The organism is Bacillus sp. AK124, assembly GCF_053903085.1.
The window spans coordinates 2,831,118-2,855,102 of the sequence record NZ_CP096378.1 but is presented as its reverse complement, the minus strand read 5'-3'; the positions used below and the strand labels follow the sequence as shown (position 1 = coordinate 2,855,102).

Sequence of the window (23,985 nt, the reverse complement as noted above, 5' to 3'; positions counted from 1 at the left end):
TTCATAAAGGGGGATGTCTCAGTTGAATATTGCGCCTCAAAGATTAATGCAGGGAGATACAGTCGGTGTGATTGCGCCGGCCAGTCCGCCCGTCCCCGAAAAGCTTGACCGCGCCGTCCGGTTTTTAAAAGAACTCGGGCTTGAAGTCAAAGTGGGACGTTCAGCCATTGAAAGACACGGCTATTTGGCGGGGAACGATGAAGAGCGCTTGGAGGATCTGCACGACATGTTTGAAGACCGTTCGGTCAAAGCTGTCATCTGTGCCTGCGGAGGTTACGGCACGGCGAGGATTGCCGAGAACATTGACTACCGACTCATCAAAAGCCGCCCGAAAATTTTTTGGGGCTATTCAGACATCACTTTTTTACATACAGCGATCAGGCAAAACACCGGACTTATTACATTTCACGGTCCGATGCTCAGTTCGGATATCGGCAAAGAAGATGTGCATCCGCTCACCCGGCGCTCTTTCCGGCAGCTGTTTCAAAAAATGACGCTCACCTATACAGAGGAGCTGTCGCCTTTGGAAACGCTCGGAAACGGTGCGGCGAAAGGGGAGCTTGTCGGCGGAAACCTCGCTCTTCTGGTGACGACGCTCGGTACGCCTTATGAAATTGATACGAAAGGAAAGCTTTTGTTTATCGAGGATGTCGATGAAGAGCCTTACCGAATTGACCGGATGCTGAATCAATTGAAAATGGCCGGGAAATTATCGGACGCCGTCGGCATCCTGCTGTGCGATTTTCATAACTGCTCCCCGAAAAAACGCGGTGAGTCACTTACATTAAAAGAAGTTTTCCAAGATTATATCGCCGCTGCAGGAAAACCGGCGCTGTCAGGCTTTAACATCGGCCATTGTTCACCAAATATCGCCGTTCCGGTGGGGGCGCAAGCCGTCCTTGACGCCGACAAAAAACAGCTTACGATCGATCCGGGAATTTCTTGATGAAAAAAGGAGGCTGCTATGAAGATTGCCGAAATGACGACAAACCGTATCGCCGTGCCGCTGAAAAAACCGTTTAAAACAGCGCTTCGAACTGTCCGCACAGCGGAAGCCATCATTGTCAAATTAACGGCTGAAAACGGGATGACAGGCTGGGGCGAAGCGCCTCCGACTGCCGTTATTACCGGTGAGACGCTTGACAGTATTGAGGGGGCAGTCAACACGATATTCGCACCGGCGCTCTCCGGGCGCAATTTGCGAATGGCGGAGGCGATATTTCATGACATCGACAAGCTGATTGTTGGAAATACAAGCGCAAAGGCCGCTGTAGAAACAGCCGTCTACGATTGCTTGGCGCAGCTTTGCGGTCTTCCCCTGTATCAATTGCTGGGCGGATACAGGCGGGAGATCGAGACGGATTTTACTGTCAGCGTCAATGACCCGGAAGAAATGGGGAAAGACGCGGCCCGTTATGTAAAAGATGGGTTTCGTACGCTCAAAATTAAAGTAGGAAAAAACGACATGGCAACAGACCTCGAACGGATCAGGGAAATCCGCAAACAAGCGGGGGCCGCTGTCCGGATCCGTGTGGACGCCAATCAAGGCTGGACGGCGAAACAGGCTGTCAAAGCCATTCGGAAAATGGAGGATGAGGGGCTTTCGATCGAGCTTGTCGAACAGCCGGTCCACCGGTGCGATCTCGAAGGCTTGAAACAGGTGACAGATGCTGTCGATACGCCGATTATGGCGGACGAAAGCGTGTTTACCCCAAGGGATGCTTTTCACGTGCTGAAAACGAGAAGCGCCGATCTCATCAATATTAAACTGATGAAAGCGGGCGGCATCAGCCAGGCGTTGAAAATCAACGCCATGGCAGAAGCGTGCGGAGTGGAATGCATGGCCGGAAGCATGATCGAAACAAGGGTCGGCATCACAGCAGCCGTCCACTTCGCAGCAAGCCAGAAAAATGTGACAAAATTCGATTTTGATGCGCCGCTCATGCTGAAGAAGGATATTGTTGAAGGCGGCATCCGCTATCATGGAGGAACGATCACGATACCGGATGCTCCCGGACTCGGTATCACGAAAGTCAACCATTGAGAGGGGGAAGACGAATGAGCCTTTATACGACAACCGTCTCGGTCGCCAACGTCTGGACCAGTCCGGAAGCACCGCGCCGCATTGACCGGTTGATGCTGGCAAATCCCGTACATGTAAGAAGCTGGCTTGACGCAATGTCCTTCGATGAGCGTCTTGAGCTGTGTACGGCAAACCTTGTTCAAACACAGGTGCTTTTCGGAGAAGATGTGCAGCTTATAAAAGAGCGGGAAGGCTGGGCTTTCGTCATCATTCCCGGGCAGCCGTCTGCAAAAGACGAACGCGGCTACCCGGGCTGGATACCAAAGGAATGCCTGGCCGAAAAAAGCCCGGCGAAGTCTGAGACAAGCGCCGTCATTCAAAAACCGACGGCTTTTCTATATGATGACAAGAAAATGAAAGTTCTTGAGCTGAGCTTTCTCACTAAGCTGCCCGTTTTGTCTTCGGACGGCATTTGGTTTGAGGTTGATACACCGCTCGGACGCAGATGGCTGAAAAAAGAAGATGCGGATATCGAAACACCTGTAAAAGGCAGTGGAGACGACATCGTTCAAACCGGTGAGGCGTTTTTGAACCTGCCCTATCTTTGGGGAGGAATGAGCGGTTTTGGCTACGATTGCTCAGGATTTGTCTTCAATATGCTGAAGGCGAACGGCTGCTCAGCGCCGCGCGATGCCGGCGATCAGGCGAACAGCGGAAAAGAGGTGTCCTTCAGCAGCCCGAAGCGGGGCGATCTACTGTTTTTCGCATATGAAGAAGGCAAAGGGCGGGTTCACCATGTCGGCATTTACTGCGGAAACGGAGAGATGCTGCACTCTCCAAAAACGGGAAAATCGATTGAGGTCATACCTCTTAAAGGCACAATTTATGAAAAAGAGCTGTGTGCCATCAGGCGCTATTTTTAATTAAAACGGGGGGATTGGCATGCAAACCGGCGCTTTATTGAAAGTAAGCCGTCTGAAAATGCACTTTGACGCAGGAAGGGGCAAAACGGTCAAAGCTGTCGACGGCATTTCATTTGATATTAAAGAAGGAGAGACGTTCGGGCTCGTCGGAGAATCGGGCTGCGGCAAGTCGACTTCCGGAAGGGTGCTGATGCGCCTTTATCAGCCGACAGAGGGCGAGGTTACATATCGGGGGAAAAACATCCACAATTTGAGCGATGATGAATCATTCCAGTATAACCGGAAAATTCAAATGATTTTTCAAGACCCCTATGCTTCACTAAATCCGCGGCTAACGGTCAGGGAGATTATGACAGAGCCCATGGAAATCCACGGCCTGTACGGAGGGAAAAAGGCGCGTCTTGAAAAAGCGGACGAGCTTCTGGAAGCAGTCGGCCTGCACAAAAGCTTTGCCAATCGCTATCCCCATGAGTTCAGCGGTGGACAGAGGCAAAGAATCGGCATCGCCAGGGCGCTTGCGCTTGAGCCTGAATTTATCGTCGCTGATGAGCCGATATCTGCACTTGATGTCTCCGTCCAGGCGCAAGTCGTCAACCTTTTGAAAAAGCTGCAAAAGGAAAAAGGGCTCACGTTTTTATTTATCGCCCACGATCTTTCCATGGTGAAGCACATCAGCGACCGGATCGGCGTCATGTATCTCGGGCACATGGTCGAGATCACCGACAGCGGCCGACTTTATCAAGAACCGCTGCATCCTTACACCCAGGCGCTTTTATCGGCTATCCCGATTCCCGATCCGGATGTGGAAGATAAGCGGAAACGAATCATACTGAAAGGCGAGCTGCCAAGTCCGATCGATCCGCCGAGCGGCTGCGTGTTCAGAACGAGGTGTCCCGCCGCGACGGACATTTGCGCCGCCAAAAAACCGCTCTTAAAAGAAGCCGATGACGGTCATTTTGTCGCCTGCCATCTGTATGACGGAGATGTGAGAAAAGAGGACGACGGCCTGAAGGTGACACTGCAGGCGAGGTGAAGCAAATCCCAGCATAATTCGTGCTCTCTATAAGAATAATAACAATCAAAAAGGAGACATGAAGATGCTGGAAGATAAGACGTATAAACTGGGTTTGGCTCTCTCCGGCGGCGGATTTCGCGCCGGATTTTTTCATATTGGAGTTTTGTCAAGGATGGCTGATATAGGCCTGCTTCGTCACGTTGACTTGATTTCAGCAGTTTCAGGAGGGTCAATCATCGGTACACTGTACTACCTGCGTTTAAAAAAGCTGTATGAAAGTAAAAAAGGAGCTGAAGTAAAAGATGAAGATTATCAAAATATGATGGTCGAGATACAAAACGATTTTCTCAGAGCAGTCCAGTGCAACATCAGACTTCGCACCTTTACTAACCCTTTGAAAAACTTGAAAATGTGTTTGCCAAACTACTCGCGCAGCGACTATGCAGGCGAACTTTTTGAAAAATTCATGTTCAAACCAGTGGGTGCGTTTTGCGAATGCAAGCGATGTATCTACATGCACGATTTAACAATAAACACGACTATAAAAAATGCGAAAATTCCCAAGCTATTGATGAATGCCACTGTTTTAAATAACGGCCATAATTGGGTATTTACCAATTCGGGAATGGGGGAAATCGATAGGGATAAAAGTCTTTTGTTTGTTGATGGAAATTTCAAATTGGAACGTGTCAAATCCTATCAAGACTTATGTAAAAGTAACTGTCATTCACGGTGTGAAGAACAAAATAAACGGAAACGCGGACCGTGCAAGCATAGTTGTTTCAGGCTGGGCCATGCTGTTGCTGCTTCAGCAAGCGTCCCTGGAGTCTTTGTCCCCCTTGCCATCAGTGATCTTTATGAGGAAGGCATTCGGGTGCAGCTTGCTGATGGGGGTGTTCATGATAACCAAGGGATTAGTACTCTGTTGAGTGAGAGACCTAAGTGCACTCATTTTATTATTAGTGATGCGTCTAAGCAAATGGAAAGCGAAAAAGAACCGTCCACGCATATCCCTGGAGTTGTGGGGCGAAGCGCCAGCATTCTCGCCGATCTGGTGAGGGAAAAACAGATTTCAGGCCATATGAAAAAATACCATCGCACGACAGCATTGTTGCACTTGAAAAAGCGGCTGTCAATTGACTCGATCCCGATCAAAAATCAAGAAAGACAAGGCTGCTCGTTTAAAGGGCCTTACCACACATACGGTGTCAACGAAGAAGTTCAAAACCTGCTTTCAAAAGTCCGGACAGATCTTGACTCTTTTTCTGAAGTCGAAGCCTACTCATTAATGCTTGACGGGTACAAAATGAGCGAGTACGAGTTTAAGCGATCCCAAATAAAGGATCTTGCCGCGAAGTCTCCTATAAAACCAAAGAATTACCGCTTTTTCGAAATAGATAGCTGGCTTACGGCAGAAGAGATTCATCCATATTATAAAAGGCTTTTAACAGCTTCAAGCAAAACGTTGTTTAAACCTTTTAGAATAAACAGAGGTCTGGGGAATATCGGCATTTTAGTTGCGGTATTTATAGGAATTATGCTTATGCCTAACATCGAGATTCCTTCTAATATATCCTTGCCAACAGTGCTTTTCATTTTGCCAATTTTGTATGTACTTCTTTTAAAAGCAATATATACCGGTCGACTCAGAAACCCTGCAATCAAAATTTTGTTTAAAATTGTTCCTGCGGTATTGATCGCTTTAACGGGATTTATCTTTGTGAATATGTACCTTCTAGTGTTTGATAAGCTCTTCTTATACTTTGGCAGTATGCAAAAGTTAAAAAGAAAAGCGTAAAAAAGAGCCTTCATTCTGAGGCTCTTTTACGTACAGCTACGCTCAATCGGCAATGTACAGCATCTGAAAGACCCGCCGGATTTTATGATCTCGGATAAGTCGATTTCGATGACCGTATAGCCCCTTTTTCTGAGCTCCTGATTCACGTGGCGGTTAACAGGCAGGCTGATCACGGTTTTATTGCCGATGGACAGAACGTTTGTACCGAGTTGGAACTGTTCATCATCCGTAATTTCAATCATCTCATAGCGTTTTTTCAAGACGTCGTATTCTCTTTCTCCTAAGGCTTTTGGATAGACAAGCGCTTCTGTCGGCGAAAGAATGTTGAAGACGCAATCCAGATGAAGGAACGTTTCTTCAAACGGAACCGGTATGACTTCATAAGAGGGAAGCCTGCGCTTCAGTTCTTGGACGGCCGAGAACGTCGTTCTGTGGCTGATACCGGCATATATGGTATTTTGGTCGACGAGGATGTCGCCGCCTTCGATTTGATAGCCTTCATTAAATGTGGCCCAGGAGATCTGTTCTTTTGCCAGCCATTCCTGCAGGACGTTTTCTTCGCCCTGGCGGATGTCGGCTGATAGCTGCGCGGAAAACACAGTGTCTCCGATCGTAAACCCGATATCGCGCGTGAAAACCTGTTCCGGAAATTGGCTTAAAGCAGGCAGAATCACGACTTCAATACCCCGGCTCTCCAATTCTTTTATCAATGTATGATGCTGGCGGACGGCCAGCGTTTTATCGATATTATCTTTTTGAAAATACTTTTGTGTTTCATTGATCACTTCTGCAATCTCCATATATTCCGGTCTGCATAACACCACTTTTTTTAAGACGTCGTATTCGCTTGTACAGCCCGCCCCGCGGTTTTTTTTCGATAATGCTGAGTCCATTTTGATTCCCCCGTCCTCTCTTTAGTCATTTCATTATTCCCTTCCCGCAGCGAGAAATAAACCTTTTAGCCAGAAAATCTGACAGTCAGCCGGATAAAAAAGTTTAGACAAATGAATTCTAATAGTGTTTAATATAGAAAAAATCCACTTTACAAACGCATCTTAGTAGACATCAAAGGAGTAATGGATGATGAATGGACCTGAAAAGAGATACTGCAAAGAATCAAAAGTTGTCAAAACAAGCAGGGTATTTCCGCTTGATACGAACAATCACAACACCTTGTTCGGCGGCAAGCTGATGAGCTATATCGACGATATCGCTTCGATTTCGGCAGCGAGACACTCGAGGTGTGAAACCGTGACAGCTTCCATGGATTCCGTCGATTTTCTCGAACCGATCCGCCAGGAGGATTCAGTCTGCCTTGAATCTTATGTGACATGGGTCGGCAGAACGTCAATGGAGGTATTCGTCAAAGTCATTAAAGAGCATTTGCTGACAGGCGAACGAAAGCTTGCGGCGACATCCTTTTTAACCTTCGTGGCGCTTGATCAGGACGGCAATCCTCAGGCCGTTCCCCAAGTTGTACCGCAGTCTGAAGAAGAAATCATGCTGCACCAGACCGCCCGGCAGCGCGCCGAAGAACGGAAAAACCATCGCAAACACAGCAAAGCACTGGCTCAGGCGCTGGCTGTTGACAAACCTTGGTAAACATACGAACAAAACCCCGGCTCAGCATCAGTTTGCCGGGGTTTTGCTGTGCAATGAATACACAACCCAATATTTGTTCAAAATAAATGACAAAAAACGGAAAGAAGTTTTGGGTGAAATGCTTGAATTTGTATGGACTTTTTTAGCCAAACCTGCTTTAGTGTTCTCTATAGCTTATATTCTTTTTCGAATCGCAGGGAAGAAAGCAGTTTCGCAAATGACGAACTTCGATCTTTTGCTGACATTTGCGATCGGAACGATCATCAGCGAACCGATTCTTACTTCTAAAATCTCAATGTCCATTTATTATGCCCTTTCCTTTCTGATCTTCTATTTGTTGATTGAAAAGCTGTCATTACACAATAAATGGCGCTGGTTTCTTGTCGTCAGCCCGACTGTGCTGATTCGAAACGGCAATATTGATGAAGGGGGATTAAAAAGAGAGCGGCTGACCGTCAATGAACTGCTCGGCAAATTGCGCGAAAAAGGCTATGCCGATCCGAAAGATATCGACATCGCCCTGATTGAAGAATCGGGCCAGATCAGCGTGATTCCCAAATCGGAAGCGAGGCCTGTACAGCCGCGGGACCTCAGCTTGGAGACGAAGCGGAATTTCGTGCCGATTCCGCTTATTTTAGACGGCGAAATCATCGAACACAATTTAAAATACTTGAAAAAAACGAAAGAATGGCTGTTTCAAAAATTAGAGGATCAAGGGATTAAGCAAGCGATGCTGCCAACCATTACGCTCGGCACCCTGAACGAAAAAAATGAGATTATGATTGATAGGGAAGATCCCGGCAGCCCGTTAACTGATGATCCATATCTTTATAAACCGGGGCAAGACCATTAATTTTCGCCGAATAGGCGATTTTTTTATTTTGTGTTATTTCAGAAAAATATTAAGAGTCTGTTCTTTGCTACATCTGTAAAATGAAACGGGTCATATGTCATGAAAGTTGAAAATGGTGTCACAAAAAATAGGAGGAAAATATGTTGTTTTCTGTATTTTTATAGCATATATTAGTTTTTGTGAAAAAATTTTGATGGTAGGTGCAATTGATGAAAAGGTTTTTTAGTGTAATAATTTTGGGCGCCCTGCTGCTGCTCGGCACTTCTGTGCCAATCGAAGCGGCAGACTACGGACGCGACGTCCTCGGCTCAAAAGACGGCTGGGGCGCTTATGGAAAAGGAACGACCGGAGGCGCTGACGCTTCTTCTGATCAGGTATATACGGTCAAAAACCGCAAGCAGCTTGTTGAGGCATTAGGGGGAGACAATAAAAAGAACAGCGAAAATGATACGCCGAAGATCATCTATGTGAAGGGAACAATCAATCTTAGTGTTGATGATGACAACAATCCTTTAGGCTATGAAGATTATAAAGACCCTGAATATTCGATCGAAGCGTATCTCAAAGCTTATGATCCGAAGAAATGGGGGAAAAAGGAGCCGTCAGGAAAGCTTGAAGAGGCAAGGCTCCGCTCCAAAGACAATCAGAGGGAGCGTGTCTTGATCAGAGTCGGTTCAAACACGACGATAATCGGGCTCGGAGATGATGCGAAAATCGTCGGCGGAGGCCTTTATGTCAAAAACGCGGAAAACATCATTATCCGCAATATCGAATTCGAAAACGCGTACGATTTCTTCCCTGGCTGGGATCCGACGGATGGGAGCAGCGGAAACTGGAATTCAGAATATGACAACCTGCTGATTGAAATGTCCAAAAATATTTGGATCGACCACTGCTCATTCAATGACGGAGATCAGCCTGATGAGCTGAACGAAACGTATTTCGGGCGTGAATTCCAGCATCACGACGGACTGCTGGATATCAAAAAGCAGTCGGATTTTATTACGGTATCCTACAGCATATTTTCAGGACATTCTAAAAACACGATTATCGGATCAAGCGACAGCTACAAAGCAGACAACGGTCATTTAAGGGTGACATTCCACCACAATCTCTACGAAAATATAAAAGAGCGGGCACCGCGCGTCCGCTACGGAAAAGTGCACATTTACAACAACTATTTTAAAAGCACGAAAGACAGCTACAATTATTCATGGGGTGTAGGCTATTCTTCAAAAATTTATGCTGAGGACAACTACTTCGACCTGCCGGAAGGAACGAAGCCTCAAAAATTGATGAAGGTCTTTAAAGGTGACGCTTTATATGAAAAAGATACGGTCGTAAACAACCAAAAAAGCGTCGCAAAAATCGATGTTGTCAGCACATACAACAAAGCAAACCATACGTCTGTCAAAAAATCGGCCGGCTGGAAGCCGACGCTGTTTGAAAAAATCGACGACGCAGAAGATGTGCCGACAATCGTTGAAGCGCAGGCAGGCGCAGGAAAACTGAAGTAATATACGCAAAGCGGACATGGTGTCCGCTTTTTTTGTTCGGGTATCTTGCAATACAAAATACCATATGTTATGATTCGTCTATCTTGTATTGCAAGATACATAAAAGAGGTGGCTTATGAGTTCAACGCAAATGCTGAAAGGGATTTTAGAAGGATGTCTGCTTGCTGTCATATCCGAAGGGGAGATATACGGCTATGAAATGACAAAGGTGCTTGCAGGATACGGTTTTTCGGATATCAGCGAAGGAAGCATCTATCCGATTCTCCTGCGCATGCAAAAGGAAAAATGGGTGGAGACCGAACTAAAACGGTCGGCGAGCGGCCCGAAGAGAAAATATTACAGACTGACACCCCTTGGCGAAGCGGAGCTTCGATCGTTCATCGGGCGTTGGAAGGCATTATCCGGGAACGTCAATGCGCTGCTCGAAAAAAAACTGAAGGAGAAGTGAAATCGTGCTATCAAAAGACATGCAAAACGTATTGGACGACATGAGATTGTATTTAATGTCTGTAGGAAAAAGCGACAAAGAAATCGAAGGGATCATGAATGAGCTGACAGTTCATGCCTTGGAAGGGGAAAAGGAAGGAAAAACCGTCCGGCAAATTTTTGGGGATTCTCCCAAGTCATATGTTCAAGCACTGTCAAAAGAGCTTTCATCAAGGCCTGGGGAGATCGCCAAGTTGTTCTTTGCCATTTTGATCGGCGCGATATCCTATTTTATATTCAGTGACGCCGTGAACGACAGCCTCAATTATTCGGTCTATGTACTGGCAGGCTATCCGCTTTATATTTTGCTGGCAGCGGCTATGTTACCGCTGTTGGGCCGCGTTTCAGCGTTTAAAGGGAAGAAAACGGCCTTCATGTATACGGTGATGTACACCGCTTTGACGTTTTTTCCGATTTTGGCGATTATTTTTATTGATCGGCAATTCGGGACACCTATTCTTTCGTTTGACGGGGGAAGCCGCTGGCTGATTATGGCTCTGTCGTTTCTCGTGATCGTACTTTTGTCTTTCAGGTTGAAAGCTGCAGCCTTGTCCATATTGCCGCTGCTTTTAGCCGGAACGCATTTTTTGTTTCAGTATATGAAGTGGGATTCAGCCGGAGCCATGCTGGCAGAAACTTATATTCCCTATATCGGGCTGTTGCTCGTCATGTTCATTGAGACAAAGCGTGCCAAAAATACGGCTCAATATGAATGAAATACGGAAGAGCATGATATTTTTTAAGGTAAAGACTCTTGCCTTTTGGCGATCACAATGTTTATGATCAGAGCATGAAAGGTGGCCGATATATGGATATGATGTGGGGCTATGTACTCGTCTTTATTTTGGCTGCGATTCCGTGGTTTGAAGTGATCGGTGTCGTGCCGCTAGCGATCGTTGCCGGGCTTAAACCGGTTCCGTCCGCTATTATCGCACTATTCGGAAATCTGTTAACTGTACTGCTGCTTATTTTTTTAATTGACAAAGTGAAGGCGTGGCTTGAAAGAAAACGCGGGGAGCGGGGAACGGAGACCGATAAGCTCTCAAAAAGGAAAAGCAGAGCGAAAAAAATATGGCTGACCTACGGCATCCCGGGCCTTTCTTTCGTCGGACCTTTCTTTATCGGCTCCCACTTAACCGCGTTTATGTGCATGGGCTTCGGGGCCAAGCACAGGCAAACGGCGCTCTGGATGACGGGGAGTCTCACGGTATGGACAGCGGTGTCGGCTGTCGCTGCCTACTACGGTTTCAGTTTCCTCGCTCCTGAAAATGAAGGGCTGCTGAAAAATATCTTTAAACAAGAGGAGTGAAGTTATGCCGTTTTTAAAGGATTTATCTCCAGTTGAAGAGATGGCGCCGACAGTCGGGGTGCTTTTTTCGGCGGTCAATGAAAACATCGAACGGCTGAAATCAATCGTCTCCGGCATCAGCCGGGAGGAGCTGGAATATAAAGGGGAGCATGGCGACAAAAACAGCATCGCCCAGCTGATCTATCATTTAATCAATGTCGATATTCGCTGGGTATACAGGCTGAAGGGAAGCGAATTTCCCAGAGAGCTGGAAGAGAAATACGGGCCGATGACAGATGAAAACGGACGTTTGCCTGAGGTAAAAGGCTTACCCTTATCCGTGTTAATCGAGTGGTATGACGAGGTGCTGGAGATGTTGAAACGCACCGTTAAAGGCTTCTCGGAAACAGACTTGTTGAAGAAGGTTCCGTATGAGGGAGGGTTTTCGACCATCCGCTGGGGAATCTGGCATATGTCTGATCATAACCGCTATCACCAAGCGCATATCCAGGCCTGCTTAGGGGAGTACCGCAAGCAAAACAGTTGATTTTTTCGAATGATTTGGTATGATGCTAATTAGCAAACTTCATAGCGTTAAAGTTTTCTAGGGTTCCGCACATTCGGATGTGGTCTGGTCCGAGAGAAAACACATATGATTTGTTCATATGCACACGGAGGGATAAAAGCCCGGGAGTATCGTTTTCATCGATAACCCGGGTTTTTTCTTTTGCTGAAAATGAATTGGAGGGATTTTGATGAGATGGGGCAGTGTCATACTTGCAGCCTTGTTTGAAATTGGCTGGGTCATGGGGCTGAAACACGCTGATTCGGCTCTTGAATGGATCGGCACGGCGGCGGCCGTCGCGATGAGCTTTTATATACTGGTGAAGGCGGGAGAGAAGCTGCCGGTCGGAACCGTGTATGCCGTATTTACCGGTCTCGGCACAGCGGGAACGGTCGTCTGCGAAATCGTCTTGTTTCATGAGCCGGCAAATATCGCCAAGCTTGCTCTGATCGGTGTTTTGCTATGCGGCGTGATCGGCTTGAAGCTTGTAACAAATGAAGAGAAAGGGGAGGCGTCATAATGGAATGGATCTGCCTCATCGCCGCCGGTATACTGGAAATGCTCGGCGTGACGATGATGAACCAGTTTCATAAAGACAAGCGGCTGAGATGGATCTTATTGTTGATCATCGGTTTTGCCGCTTCGTTTTTCTTGCTATCCCTTGCGATGGAGACGCTGCCGATGGGAACGGCGTATGCAGTTTGGACAGGGATCGGCACGGTTGGAGGTGCGCTTGTCGGCATCCTGTTTTACGGAGAGCCGAAAGACGGAAAACGCATCTTTTTCATCGCGCTCATTTTGGGATCAGCCGTCGGACTGAAACTGATAAGCTAGAGTCCGGCCCGTGCACTTCATGGCAAATGGGCGTCCGTAAATTGATTTTTCAATAAACTCCAGTATAATGAAAAGATAGTTTACGAATTACAAGCAAAGAGGGTTTTACGAAAATGAATGCATATATGAAACAGCAGTTATCGCAATATCAGGAAATCAATAACGATAAGGCCCGCCTTCTGGTCAGCTGTCCGGATCAGCCTGGAATCGTCGCCGCCGTTTCTTCCTTTTTATTTGAAAATGGCGCGAATATTATTGAATCGAGCCAGTATACGACAGACCCTGAAGGAGGCCGGTTCTTTCTGCGGATTGAGTTTGAAGCCGAAGGCATCCGCAAAAAGATCGAACAGATGAAAGCGACATTCGCCACTGTGGCGGAGTCCTTCCAAATGACGTGGAGCATGAATTTGGCGAGCGAGCTGAAACGCGTCGCTATCTTCGTTTCAAAAGAGCTTCACTGCCTGCATGAACTGCTGTGGGAGTGGCAGAGCGGCAATTTGATGGCGGAAATTGCAGCGGTTATCAGCAATCATGAAGATGCAAGAGAAACCGTTGAATCGCTGAATATTCCGTTCCTTTACATGAAAGCGAACAAAGACATCCGTGAAGAAGTGGAAAAACAGCAGCTGAAATGGCTTGAAGAGTATCGTGCGGATGTCATCGTTCTCGCCCGCTACATGCAGATTTTAACGCCTGATTTTGTCTCGGCTCATCCGAACAAAATCATTAATATTCACCACTCATTCCTGCCGGCTTTTATCGGAGCGAATCCGTATAAACGGGCATATGAAAGAGGCGTTAAACTGATCGGAGCAACATCGCATTATGTGACAAACGAATTGGATGAAGGACCGATCATCGAACAGGATATCGAACGGGTCGACCACAGAGACAATGTGGAAGCATTGAAAAACATCGGCCGCACGATTGAGAGAAGCGTTTTGGCAAGAGCGGTCAAATGGCACTTGGAAGACCGGATTATCGTGCATGGAAACAAGACGATCGTCTTTAATTAAATTGTTTGATCTCCCTCTTGACAGAGGCGTTTTTCCTAGGCATAATAATAAAAAATCACGAGCGTTGAAGAGGGCCAGTAAGCAGTTCTTTCTGTGAAAGAGAGTGAAATGGCATGCTGAAACATTTCACCACATGAAACCTGCTGAACCTGCCTCGGAGTCTCAGGGGGAAAACCTGGGCGCATACCCTGGCGTTAAAGGGGAAAGAGGAGTGCGCTTTTTTCTCGCGCATTCAATGAAGGTGGTACCGCGGAAAGCTCTTTTCGTCCTTTTATTTGGACGAAAAGGGCTTTTTTTGTTGGCTTCTGCCAGATCATCTCGGAGGGAAAAAACGTGAAAAAACAACGGATTGTCATTAAAATCGGAAGCAGTTCATTAACCAATTCGAAAGGCAGCATCGATGAGGCGAAGATCAATGACCATGTTCGGGCGATAGCTGCTCTGAAAAAAGAAGGCCACGACGTCATCTTTATTTCGTCCGGCGCTGTCGCTGCGGGATTTTTACAGCTCGGCTATCCCGCGAGGCCTGTCACGCTAAAGGGGAAACAGGCTGCAGCGGCCGTCGGCCAGAGCTTGTTAATGCAGACATACATCAAGCATTTTGCAGACCGCGATATCAAGCCTGCGCAAATTTTATTGACAAGAAACGATTTTGCCAAACGGGAACGGTATCGAAATGCATATGCGACCATTATGGAACTGATTGAACGGGGGCTTGTCCCGATTATTAATGAAAATGATTCGGTATCTGTTGAAGAATTGACGTTTGGGGACAATGACATGCTATCCGCCCTGGTGAGCGGACTGATTCATGCCGACAAACTCATCATTTTAACGGATATTAACGGCCTCTATGATTCGAATCCGAATGAACATCCTGATGCCCGCCGTTTTGATTACATTCCCGAAATTACGGACGAACTTTTGGGCTGCGCCGCATCCGCCGGTTCAAAAGTCGGGACGGGCGGAATGAAGTCGAAGCTTTTGGCGGCAAAAACCGCTCTTTCACTCGGCGTCAATGTTTTCATAGGCGCCGGAGAGGGAGATGATAAGCTGATTCAGATTTTAAAAGGAAACGGGGACGGCACCTATATCGGCCAATCCGACCTGTCTTCCGTCAACAATCATAGACAGTGGATCGCTTTTCACTCTCCTGTCTCAGGGAAGATTACCGTTGATGAGGGGGCTGAGCTGGCGATTATCGAAAATGGCGGCAGCTTGCTGCCGGCCGGCGTAACAGCAATATCCGGGGATTTTCCGAAAGGGGCGGTTGTCGAAGTTTACGGACCGAACGGCTTGGCCGGAAAAGGCCAAACGCTGTACTCCGCAGCAGAACTTGAAGAGGTGAAAGGGAAACGAAGCGATGAGTTCCATCATGAAGAAGGGATAGAAGTCATCCATCGAAATGATTGGGTAAGTATTAAAGAATAAGGGGATGAAAGAATGAGCGAAGTGATTGAAAAAGCAAAAAAGGCTAAAGTCGCAAAAGAAGAACTGGTTCATCAGCCGACTGCAAAGAAAAATGAGGCGCTTTCCTTCATCGCCGAGGCGCTCCGCTTTAAGCAAGATGAGATATTGGCAGAAAACGAGAAAGATATCGTTCGCGGCAAAGAAAAAGGCTTTTCACCTGCGCTGCTTGACCGACTTGCCTTAACGCCGGAGAGACTGAATGATATGGCAGACGCCGTCATGCTGCTCATCAAGCTTGAAGATCCTGTGGGGGAAACGCTTGAAACGATCCGCAAAGACAACGGGCTTTTCATTGAAAATGTCAGGGTTCCGCTCGGAGTCGTCGGCATGATCTACGAGGCCCGGCCGAATGTAACGGTCGACGCCGCGACCCTCTGTTTGAAAACGGGAAATGCCGTCATCCTGCGGGGCAGTTCATCAGCCATCAACAGCAATCAAGCGCTCGTCCGCGTAATCAGAGAAGCGCTCGAACAATCTGCGCTTCCGCAGGATGCCGTTCAGCTCATTGAAGATACAAGCAGGGAAGCGGCAAAACAGCTGTTCACTTTAAACGACGGCTTGGATGTCCTGATTCCGCGAGGAGGGAAAGACCTCATTGATATGGTGGTGCGGGAATCCACAGTGCCTGTCCTTGAAACAGGCGCGGGAAACTGTCACATATTCATTGATGAATCGGCTCGGTCCGACATGGCCGAGCAGGTTGTAATCAATGCCAAAACGCAGCGTCCTTCTGTCTGCAATGCGATTGAAACGGTGCTTATCCATAAAGACTGGGCGAAGAAGCATACGACAGCGCTGCTTCAAAAGCTTGAAGAAGCAGGCGTTGAAATCAGGGGAGACGAAGCTGTATGTGCGCTGCTGCCATCTGCGGTTCCTGCTCGCGAGACCGACTGGGAAACCGAGTTTCTTGCGCCGGTTGTCAGCATCAAAATTGTCGCCGGAATCGATGAAGCCATCCGGCACATCAGGCAGTACGGCACGCGTCATTCGGAAGCGATTCTGACTGAAAATCAGGAAAACGCCCGGTTTTTCTTAACGTCTGTTGACGCTGCAGCGGTTTACCACAATGCTTCCACGCGTTTTACGGACGGCTTTGAATTCGGCTATGGCGCCGAAATCGGCATCAGCACGCAAAAGCTTCATGCAAGGGGGCCGATGGGCCTTAAAGCGCTGACTTCTTCTAAATATATCATTAAAGGAAACGGGCAAATCCGGATATGAAAGTGAAACATCCTGTCTTGACATGCAGACAGGATGTTTTTTTGTTGCGTTTTCGTATTTAATTTTATAAAATTTAATTGTGCACAATATAAATTAAAGGAGACGATAAATCATGAAACCTATATTTACCTCGCAAGCTACTGCCAAAGGCGGCAGAGACGGACAAGTCACCTCATCTGACCGCGTCCTTGAACTGGAGCTGGCCATGCCGGGAACGCCAAAAGCCAAGAAGAACGAAAATGCCACCAATCCGGAGCAGCTGTTTGCTGCCGGATATGCGGCATGCTTTGACAGTGCATTGCAATTGACCGCCCAAAAAGCGCGTCTTCGAATGGAGACAGAGGTGACGGCAAACGTCAGCCTTCTGAAAGATGAAGCAGATGGAGGCTATAAGCTCAGTGTCACGCTGCAAGTAAAAGGAACCGGCGTTGAACAGTCGGAGCTCGAAAAACTCGTTCATCAAGCTCATACCGTTTGTCCGTATTCAAAAGCGATTTCCGGAAATGTTGATGTCAGCCTTGAAGTCATTTCTTAAAAAAAGGCGCCTTCATATCGAAGGCGCCTTTTTGCTGTCTTTACAGCGCATCTGTTTTTTTCGTCAATGAAGCCAGAAGGGATTCAAGCGTTTGTTTCAAGTTCTTCAGTTCGCCAGCCGACAGATCGGTCTGGGCGATCATGTGTTGCGGAATGCTGCTCGCTTTTTCCTGAAGTGCCTGGCCGCCTGCTGTCAGTCTGACGACCACAGACCGTTCATCTTCAGGTGACCGCTCCCTTGTTAAAAGCCCGTGCTGCTCCATCCTCTTCAGCATCGGCGTCAGTGTGCCGGAATCGAGATAAAGGAGCTTGCCCATTGTTTTGACGTTTAATTCCCCGTGCTCCCATAATAAAAGGAGTGCGAGGTACTGCGGATACGTAATATTGAGTTTATCAAGCAGCGGCTTGTAAAGCTTCGTCATTTCACGCGAACTGGCATAAAGGAGAAAACAAAGCTGTCTGTCAAGCCTCATATGTTCAAATTCGTTTGTCATCGTTTCACCAACTCTTTTTTATGTTCCTTTTTATTGTATAAGATTTTTCGTTTTTTTCCCATTGTTCTGCAGAAAACCCGAAAAAACAAAAACGGATGTTTAAAAAACTCATTTTGTGAAATATAAAGAGTAGAGGAAAAAAACGTAAGGAGGAATCAGGATGACTGCATTATTTACAGCAAAAGTCACGGCAAAAGGCGGAAGATCAGGACATGTCACATCAGATGACGGGGTTTTGGATCACAACATTGTCATGCCAAATGAAAAAAAAGAAGGCGAATCAGGGACAAATCCTGAACAGCTCTTTGCGGCGGGATACGCGGCGTGCTTCGGCGGCGCATTGGAGCATGTCGCAAAACAAAAAGGCATTAACATCGATTCTGAGGTTGAGGGCCATGTGAGCTTGCTGAAGGATGAGAGTGACGGCGGTTTTAAAATCGGCGTCAAGCTGATCGTCACCTCAGGCGGGGTAGACAAAGAAAAAGCGAAAGAGCTGGTCGAAGCCGCTCATGACTTTTGCCCTTATTCAAAAGCGACGAGAGGAAATATCGACGTCAGCCTTGAAGTAAAATAAACAAACGGGAAAGATGAAAACGAGAAAGCAAACAAAGCTTGTTTGCTTTCTTTTTTAGAAAGGAGCAGCAAATGGCATATCTTAAAAAAGCGCTTGTATTCGCCGTGCTCTCTGCCGCCTTCGTCCTTGCAGGATGCGGAACCGGAGCGAAGGAGAACAACGGAAATCAACCCTCGGCTGATACGGCCAAACAGAAAGCGCCTGATTTGAAAACATATTCTCTTGACAAAAATATCCGGTCTGAAGAAGATTTTGATTTGATAGGCAAGTATGTTCATGCCGAAGACGACCAAATCACGCTCGAAATAAAGGATAAGGAACTGATTGTCCCGAAAAGCAGCCGTTTTCACAGCGAAGAAGACCATGATGACTTAATCGGGAAGCTTGTGAAGGTAGAGGTGGACGGAAAAACGCAAGAAGCCGAAGAAGCTGAGCTCATGCCGCAGTCAAAAGCCGACCAAAACGGCGTATATGAACAGGAGAATGACGGCAGCCGAAAAATCATTGCCGCGTTTGTCAGCGAATCGGAACAAAACATTACAATCAAAACAAAAGCAGGGGAAAAAACTTATCAGAAAACAGCCGATTTTGAGAGGGATGTCGCCGAAGCACCTGAAAAACTGAAAGGGAAAATCGTCAGGCTTGAAATTGAAAAGGATGGAAAGGCGGAAAGCCTTGATTTGGAATCTGAAGATCAAAAGCTTGAATGGTATGAGCCGTCAGCTTCAAAATGAAAAAGCTTCCTTCATCAGGAAGCTTTCTTTATTTTAATATTCCACTTTTTGATCGGTCGTTTCCCACGTGAGAAAGGGTTCAAGCTTTGCTTGAAGGTCCATTTTATAAAAAGGAATTGTCCGTTCGCTTTGCGTTTTTGTGATTTCTTCATAAATAAAAGAATCGTCAAAACCGGCCGATGCGGCATCTGAATGCTGAGCGGCGAAGTAAACTTCCTTCGGTCTCGCCCAGTAGATGGCTCCCAGGCACATTGGACACGGTTCGCAGCTTGTATAAAGAATGCAGTCGTTCAGCTGATAATCTCCAAGTGCTTCACAGGCGAGCCGAATAGCCGTTACCTCAGCATGCGCGGTCGGATCATTGCTTGTTGTGACATTGTTTTTTCCCTCGGCAATAATTTGGCCGTCTTTGACAATCACAGCGCCAAAAGGTCCGCCCGTGCCGCTTTTCACGCTCTCCACCGCAAGGTCGATTGCGCGCTGCAAAAATGTTTCATGATTCATTTCTGTATCCTCCTTGGTTGTCTTGCCTTCTTATTATAGCTGATGAATCTTGTAAAATAAACGCGCATCAGAATATTCAGTATGTTTGATTTCGAACGGACCATCGCATACAATGAATGCTAGAATGATGAACGGAGGATGATGTTTTGCTTACATTGTATATTGCAAGACACGGTCAGACGGAATGGAATATTGAAAAAAGAATGCAAGGCTGGGAAGACTCCAATTTAACGGCTTTGGGGCTGGCAAATGCAAACGCCCTCGGCGAACGGCTGAAAGCTGTTCAATTCCAAGCCGCATATTCCAGTCCAAGCGGCCGGGCTGTTGATTCTGCGCGGGCTATGCTGCAGAACCGCAGTGTTCCCTTTATAACAGACGACAGATTAAAAGAAATCTCGATCGGCCGCTGGGAAGGAAAAACGTATGATGAGATCAAACAAAGCGATCCTGACTTGCTGGAAGCGTATTTTAATGCGCCTGAAACATACATGCCTGATGAAGGGGAGAGCTTTTACGATTTTGAAAGACGGGTCAGCCGGGTGTATGAATTCATTCTCCACCGCCATCGGGAAGGCAATGTCCTCATTGTCAGCCATTCCGTGTTTATTTTGGTGCTTTTGAATCTGTTAAAAAAGAGGCCGGTCAGTGAACTATGGAACTCGAGCTATGTTCATGACACAGCTCTTGCAGTTGTAACAGTTTCTGATGATGGAAAGGTCACAATCGAAAGAGAAGGAGACGGGGAACATAGAGTAGAAGCAAAGAATGCCACCTGGTAGGCATGCCAAAAAGCCTGATTTCAACAATCAGGCTTTTAGCGTGTCGACAAACCCTTGCAGGCCTGCAAAGGCGGTGCTCACAGGATCGGCGGCAAACCATCCAGGCGTCCTGCCTGAACGCCGCTGTCATCATATCCTGTGAAAGTCCGCTCCGAGCCTCTTAGCCGGAATACATTTTGGCACTGAAGCTGTGGAGCGTGGCAGCGGAAATCGTTTTGTTTTTTGAAAGACAAACGGTTTTGACATCTGCCGCATCTGCTTCCGCTTTTTTTCCGAAAAGGAAGACCGTAAGAGAAAGCGGGCCTTTTGCGATTTGCTGATACGCCAGAAGGCAAAGGTTGTCGGCGATTGTGCGGCTGATCATGCGGCGTGCTGACCACAGCTGCTGCTGTCCTTCTTCATCTAACTGAATATATGCTGCGGCTCGTTTTTTCGTAAAGAGTCCTGACAGGCCGTTTTGTTTGATCTGCTTCATGAGAGCGAGCGGTTCAGACAGCGGCGGCGCGGTCAGTCTGTAACTGTCAGGGGAACATTTGGCCGCGGCCAAAAAAGACATGATCGGCAGGTAGCCTGCCAGACGCCCGCCGCTCTGGAAGAGCTTCTCTGCAAGCATTTGATCGGTCTTTTTCATGCGGATTTCTGTAAAGTGCAGAAGATGCTGCAAATCATCGAGCGTGTGTAAAAATCCATTGAGTTCATGTTCCATTTCGGATTGCGCCTGATCGATCCCGTAGGTCCTTGCTGTTTTCACGCTGGAGAAAAGAACATGAAAATGGCGGTTCAAAAGGTTTATTAAATCGCTGATTCGCTGGTGGGAATAGCGAAATTGGCGGGCGAGCGCGTGCAGATCATTGATGTTCAGCCGGATCGTCATGTCAGCTCCTCGGCTTTCAGCTGAAGCCGCTCAATTTCTTCGGACGCCTGCTCCTTAATGGCCCTCAGCCTGTCATACACGCGCGATTCCGCCCGGTCAAGATCGTCCAAAAGTGCGTCATACATTTCGCGCGCCTGTCCGCGCCATCCGTTGATATACATTTGGTGTGCTTTTAAAATAGAAGAACTTTCCTGCCTCAGCTCGTCAATGGCGGCAGTCACTTCTTTTACGTATAGCTGAAGAGAGTGAATGTCTTCCTGATATATTTTTCGTTTGATTTTTCGTTCTAACGCTATTCCATCGTCAATCACTACATATTTTCCTTCCCTTCCATCATCTACTACAAATATGTTAAAAGAAAAGGATACGGAAGGAAATCGTACGAATGAATCAAAAGTCTTAATGATTTTTGGGCGGACGTACCTTATATAACGGTTCTTTCGGCCTAAAAAGGGCTGAGGACATGAAAAGAGCCGCCCGTGTGAACAGGCGGCGTTTGTGTTGGATTTTTTGTGGAATTAAACAGTCTGAGCGAGTTTGCCCCTTGCTTGTTTGGCTGCTTCAACCATATGTTTAAGCGCTGCGATCGTTTCTTCAGGCTGTCTCGTTTTTAAACCGCAGTCAGGGTTTACCCAGAAGCGGTCAGCCGGGCAGACTTTCAGCGCATCTTCTATAATCGTGAGCATTTCATCGCTGGAAGGGACGCGGGGACTGTGAATATCATAGACGCCAAGCCCGAGTCCTTTCAGGTAAGGATGCTGTTCCAGATAATCAAGGAATCCGCCGTGGCTTCTGCTGTGCTCGATCGTAATGACGTCTGCGTCAAGATCTTCGATCGTGTCTATAATATCTTCAAAGTTGCTGTAGCACATATGCGTATGGATTTGCGTCGTATCTTCTACTGATGAAGTGGACAGTCTGAACGCTTCGGCAGCCCATTTAAGGTACTCGTCCCAATCCCGTTCTTTAAGCGGCAGGCCTTCTCTCAAGGCGGGTTCATCGACCTGGATGATTTGAATGCCTGCTTTTTCGAGCGCTTCAACCTCTTTGCGGAGAGCTTGGGCGATTTGGAAGGCAATCTCTTTTCTCGGCAGATCATAGCGGGCAAAGGACCAGTTTAAAATGGTAACAGGACCTGTCAGCATGCCCTTGACTTTCTTCGAGGTCAAGGATTGGGCGTAAACTGTTTCTTTTACCGTCATCGGCTCTTTAAACTCGACATCTCCGTAGATGACCGGCGGACGGACGCAGCGGGAACCGTATGACTGAACCCAGGCGTATTTGGTAAAGGCGAATCCTCCGAGCTTTTCACCGAAATATTCAACCATGTCTGTCCGTTCGAATTCTCCGTGAACGAGAACGTCAAGTCCGAGGTCTTCCTGAATGTCAATCCATTTCTTTGTTTCTTTCTGAATAAATACTTCATACTGCTCGTCAGACCATTCTTTTTTCCGCCATTTTTGCCGCGCGCTCCGCACTTCCGCCGTCTGCGGGAAGCTGCCGATCGTCGTTGTCGGCAATAGAGGAAGTCCGAGAGATTCATTTTGGATCCGCAGTCTTTCTTCAAAAGCTGTCGGGCGTTTAAAGTCTTCCTCGGTCAGCTTGTCTATTTCTTCGGCAAAGGCCGAATTTGTCGCTGCACCGTATTGTTTGAGAGCTTGAAGGTGCCCGTGCGCTTCATCGATTTCCGTTTGGATGGCCGCTTTTCCGGAAACAAGTCCGTTCTTCAGCAGTGTAAGCTCCAGAAGCTTTTCTTTTGCAAAAGATAAACCGTTCAAGAGATCATCGGCAAGCTGCTCGTCCGGGTGTTTTGCGACAGGGACGTGAAGCAGGCTGTTTGAAGGCTGAATCCAGACTTCGTCAACACCCGCACTCTGGATCAGCTCAAGCGTCAGATCCAGGCGTTCTTCGAGATTGGCTTTCCAAATGTTGCGCCCGTCTAAAATACCGGCGGCAAGGACTTTGCCTTTAGGAAAACCGTGCGCTTTTAAATGCTCGAAGTTTTTCCCTTTATCATGAACAAAATCAAGACCAATCCCGGCGACAGGAAACGATATCAGCTCTTCATAAGCGTCAACCGAATCAAAATAGGTTTGCAGAAGGATATTCACTCCAGGGACTTCCTCTGTAATCGTCTGATAGATTTCTTTGACTGCAGCCGCTTCTTCATGTGAAGCCGTCACTAGAGCAGGCTCGTCGATTTGCACCCATTTGCCGCCTTCCTGCTCAAGCTCTTTCAGAACTTGGATGTAAAGAGGCGTCATTTGGCTATAAATATCTTTGATATCTTGTTGTTCATAGCCTTTTGCAAGGGCTACGAAAGTGTAAAGGCCGAGTATGACGGGCTTCGTTTCTGTTCCCAATGCTGCTTTTGCTCTTTTATAATCTTCAAGCGGTTTGTTTCTCGTCACGCGGTATTGTGCGCCTTTTTCAAATTCAGGCACAATATAATGGTAGTTTGTGTTAAACCATTTTGTCATTTCACACGATACAGCATCTTTCGTGCCTCTCGCCATTGCGAAATAAGTATCTAACGGATCATGTACATCCTTGAATCTTTTTGGAATCCAGTTGAACATCACCGCCGTGTCAAGAACGTGGTCGTACAGGGTAAAGTCGGAAACCGGTATGATATCGATTTGCTGATCAAGCTGGGTCTGGAGGGCTGCTAAAAATTGTTCGTCCATTTCTTTTAAAAAGGTCTCACGGTCTGTGTTTCCTTTCCAATAAGCCTCAAGCGATTTTTTCCATTCTCTGTTCAAGCCGATTCTTGGAAATCCCAAGCTACTCGTTTTTACATTTGTCATTCTGGTCTCCTCCTTTTAGTGTTCAATAAAAAAAGACACTCACACTTCGGACAATGAGAAGGTGAATGCCTGAA

27 protein-coding genes, 1 riboswitch and 1 other annotated feature are annotated in these 23,985 nt (G+C 47.1%); of the genes, 21 read left to right on the top strand and 6 right to left on the bottom strand.

Annotation, left to right across the window (positions count from 1 at the left end; translation table 11 throughout):
* Positions 1-13 precede the first annotated feature (13 nt).
* From M1E06_RS14330 to M1E06_RS14310, 5 genes are all read left to right on the top strand, one after another.
* Positions 14-946 (top strand): S66 peptidase family protein, encoded by a 933-nt coding sequence (locus M1E06_RS14330; protein WP_229105316.1) that lies wholly within the window; start codon positions 14-16, stop codon positions 944-946.
* A gap of 18 nt (positions 947-964) precedes the next feature.
* Positions 965-2,044 (top strand): mandelate racemase/muconate lactonizing enzyme family protein, encoded by a 1,080-nt coding sequence (locus M1E06_RS14325; protein WP_195536237.1) that lies wholly within the window; start codon positions 965-967, stop codon positions 2,042-2,044.
* 14 nt (positions 2,045-2,058) lie between these two features.
* Positions 2,059-2,946 (top strand): C40 family peptidase, encoded by an 888-nt coding sequence (locus M1E06_RS14320; RefSeq protein ID WP_059231328.1) that lies wholly within the window; start codon positions 2,059-2,061, stop codon positions 2,944-2,946.
* 19 nt (positions 2,947-2,965) lie between these two features.
* Positions 2,966-3,979: an ABC transporter ATP-binding protein gene (locus M1E06_RS14315; protein ID WP_020451086.1), complete on the top strand. Its 1,014-nt coding sequence runs from the start codon at positions 2,966-2,968 to the stop codon at positions 3,977-3,979.
* Positions 3,980-4,043: 64 nt separating this feature from the next.
* Complete coding sequence (locus M1E06_RS14310) at positions 4,044-5,759, top strand: patatin-like phospholipase family protein (RefSeq protein ID WP_025812033.1); 1,716 nt, start codon at positions 4,044-4,046, stop codon at positions 5,757-5,759.
* A gap of 26 nt (positions 5,760-5,785) precedes the next feature.
* On the opposite strand, the gene M1E06_RS14305 is transcribed toward M1E06_RS14310, so the two are convergent.
* Entirely contained in the window at positions 5,786-6,652 is an 867-nt protein-coding gene (locus M1E06_RS14305; protein ID WP_020451088.1) for a dimethylarginine dimethylaminohydrolase family protein, read from the bottom strand.
* Positions 6,653-6,842: 190 nt separating this feature from the next.
* Here M1E06_RS14305 and M1E06_RS14300 point away from each other — a divergent pair, with 190 nt between their 5' ends.
* From M1E06_RS14300 to M1E06_RS14240, 13 genes are all read left to right on the top strand, one after another.
* On the top strand, positions 6,843-7,361 hold the full coding sequence (locus M1E06_RS14300; RefSeq protein ID WP_023856769.1) for an acyl-CoA thioesterase: 519 nt from the start codon (positions 6,843-6,845) through the stop codon (positions 7,359-7,361).
* Positions 7,362-7,479: 118 nt separating this feature from the next.
* Positions 7,480-8,214, top strand: coding sequence for a DUF421 domain-containing protein (locus M1E06_RS14295; RefSeq protein ID WP_026579830.1), 735 nt, complete (start codon positions 7,480-7,482; stop codon positions 8,212-8,214).
* Between the two features lie 209 nt (positions 8,215-8,423).
* Entirely contained in the window at positions 8,424-9,731 is a 1,308-nt protein-coding gene (locus tag M1E06_RS14290; protein WP_230368373.1) for a pectate lyase family protein, read from the top strand.
* 115 nt (positions 9,732-9,846) lie between these two features.
* Positions 9,847-10,179: a PadR family transcriptional regulator gene (locus M1E06_RS14285; RefSeq protein WP_020451091.1), complete on the top strand. Its 333-nt coding sequence runs from the start codon at positions 9,847-9,849 to the stop codon at positions 10,177-10,179.
* 4 nt (positions 10,180-10,183) lie between these two features.
* The gene (locus M1E06_RS14280) at positions 10,184-10,933 is read left to right on the top strand and encodes a DUF1129 domain-containing protein (RefSeq protein WP_020451092.1); all 750 of its coding nucleotides are present in this window, start codon (positions 10,184-10,186) and stop codon (positions 10,931-10,933) included.
* A gap of 92 nt (positions 10,934-11,025) precedes the next feature.
* Positions 11,026-11,526 (top strand): small multi-drug export protein, encoded by a 501-nt coding sequence (locus M1E06_RS14275; protein WP_020451093.1) that lies wholly within the window; start codon positions 11,026-11,028, stop codon positions 11,524-11,526.
* 4 nt (positions 11,527-11,530) lie between these two features.
* Positions 11,531-12,052: a DinB family protein gene (locus M1E06_RS14270; protein WP_020451094.1), complete on the top strand. Its 522-nt coding sequence runs from the start codon at positions 11,531-11,533 to the stop codon at positions 12,050-12,052.
* A gap of 46 nt (positions 12,053-12,098) precedes the next feature.
* Positions 12,099-12,201: riboswitch (guanidine-I (ykkC/yxkD leader) on the top strand.
* A gap of 59 nt (positions 12,202-12,260) precedes the next feature.
* The gene (locus M1E06_RS14265) at positions 12,261-12,590 is read left to right on the top strand and encodes a DMT family transporter (protein WP_020451095.1); all 330 of its coding nucleotides are present in this window, start codon (positions 12,261-12,263) and stop codon (positions 12,588-12,590) included.
* A complete protein-coding gene (locus M1E06_RS14260; RefSeq protein WP_020451096.1) occupies positions 12,590-12,904 on the top strand; it encodes a DMT family transporter in 315 nt (104 codons plus the stop codon). Before M1E06_RS14265 ends, M1E06_RS14260 begins: the two co-directional genes overlap by 1 nt.
* 113 nt (positions 12,905-13,017) lie before the next feature.
* Complete coding sequence (purU, locus tag M1E06_RS14255; RefSeq protein WP_020451097.1) at positions 13,018-13,920, top strand: formyltetrahydrofolate deformylase; 903 nt, start codon at positions 13,018-13,020, stop codon at positions 13,918-13,920.
* Between the two features lie 55 nt (positions 13,921-13,975).
* Positions 13,976-14,194, top strand: a binding site (T-box leader).
* Between the two features lie 59 nt (positions 14,195-14,253).
* Positions 14,254-15,351 carry a glutamate 5-kinase gene (proB, locus tag M1E06_RS14250; RefSeq protein ID WP_025812022.1) on the top strand — a complete coding sequence of 366 codons (1,098 nt, stop codon included), beginning with the start codon at positions 14,254-14,256 and terminating at the stop codon, positions 15,349-15,351.
* Positions 15,352-15,363: 12 nt separating this feature from the next.
* Positions 15,364-16,611 carry a glutamate-5-semialdehyde dehydrogenase gene (locus tag M1E06_RS14245; protein ID WP_020451100.1) on the top strand — a complete coding sequence of 416 codons (1,248 nt, stop codon included), beginning with the start codon at positions 15,364-15,366 and terminating at the stop codon, positions 16,609-16,611.
* A 112-nt stretch (positions 16,612-16,723) separates the two neighbouring features.
* Positions 16,724-17,146: an organic hydroperoxide resistance protein gene (locus M1E06_RS14240; RefSeq protein WP_020451101.1), complete on the top strand. Its 423-nt coding sequence runs from the start codon at positions 16,724-16,726 to the stop codon at positions 17,144-17,146.
* Between the two features lie 40 nt (positions 17,147-17,186).
* Here the strand turns inward: M1E06_RS14240 and M1E06_RS14235 are convergent, their stop codons facing one another.
* The gene (locus M1E06_RS14235; RefSeq protein ID WP_020451102.1) at positions 17,187-17,639 is read right to left on the bottom strand and encodes a MarR family winged helix-turn-helix transcriptional regulator; all 453 of its coding nucleotides are present in this window, start codon (positions 17,637-17,639) and stop codon (positions 17,187-17,189) included.
* A gap of 160 nt (positions 17,640-17,799) precedes the next feature.
* Here M1E06_RS14235 and M1E06_RS14230 point away from each other — a divergent pair, with 160 nt between their 5' ends.
* Positions 17,800-18,213: an organic hydroperoxide resistance protein gene (locus M1E06_RS14230; protein ID WP_020451103.1), complete on the top strand. Its 414-nt coding sequence runs from the start codon at positions 17,800-17,802 to the stop codon at positions 18,211-18,213.
* A gap of 71 nt (positions 18,214-18,284) precedes the next feature.
* A complete protein-coding gene (locus tag M1E06_RS14225) occupies positions 18,285-18,947 on the top strand; it encodes a hypothetical protein (protein ID WP_020451104.1) in 663 nt (220 codons plus the stop codon).
* 33 nt (positions 18,948-18,980) lie between these two features.
* On the opposite strand, the gene M1E06_RS14220 is transcribed toward M1E06_RS14225, so the two are convergent.
* Positions 18,981-19,451 (bottom strand): nucleoside deaminase, encoded by a 471-nt coding sequence (locus tag M1E06_RS14220; RefSeq protein WP_020451105.1) that lies wholly within the window; start codon positions 19,449-19,451, stop codon positions 18,981-18,983.
* A 146-nt stretch (positions 19,452-19,597) separates the two neighbouring features.
* Between M1E06_RS14220 and M1E06_RS14215 the strand changes: the two genes are divergently transcribed.
* Positions 19,598-20,230, top strand: coding sequence for a histidine phosphatase family protein (locus M1E06_RS14215; protein WP_025812015.1), 633 nt, complete (start codon positions 19,598-19,600; stop codon positions 20,228-20,230).
* A 160-nt stretch (positions 20,231-20,390) separates the two neighbouring features.
* Here the strand turns inward: M1E06_RS14215 and M1E06_RS14210 are convergent, their stop codons facing one another.
* The 3 genes from M1E06_RS14210 to metE all read right to left on the bottom strand — a co-directional run bounded on the left by M1E06_RS14210 (position 20,391) and on the right by metE (position 23,911).
* Positions 20,391-21,104 carry a hypothetical protein gene (locus M1E06_RS14210; protein ID WP_026579821.1) on the bottom strand — a complete coding sequence of 238 codons (714 nt, stop codon included), beginning with the start codon at positions 21,102-21,104 and terminating at the stop codon, positions 20,391-20,393.
* On the bottom strand, positions 21,101-21,415 hold the full coding sequence (locus M1E06_RS14205) for a hypothetical protein (protein ID WP_020451108.1): 315 nt from the start codon (positions 21,413-21,415) through the stop codon (positions 21,101-21,103). The genes M1E06_RS14210 and M1E06_RS14205 overlap by 4 nt, the downstream gene beginning before the upstream one ends.
* A 207-nt stretch (positions 21,416-21,622) precedes the next feature.
* Complete coding sequence (gene metE, locus M1E06_RS14200; protein ID WP_216904266.1) at positions 21,623-23,911, bottom strand: 5-methyltetrahydropteroyltriglutamate--homocysteine S-methyltransferase; 2,289 nt, start codon at positions 23,909-23,911, stop codon at positions 21,623-21,625.
* Positions 23,912-23,985 lie beyond the last annotated feature (74 nt).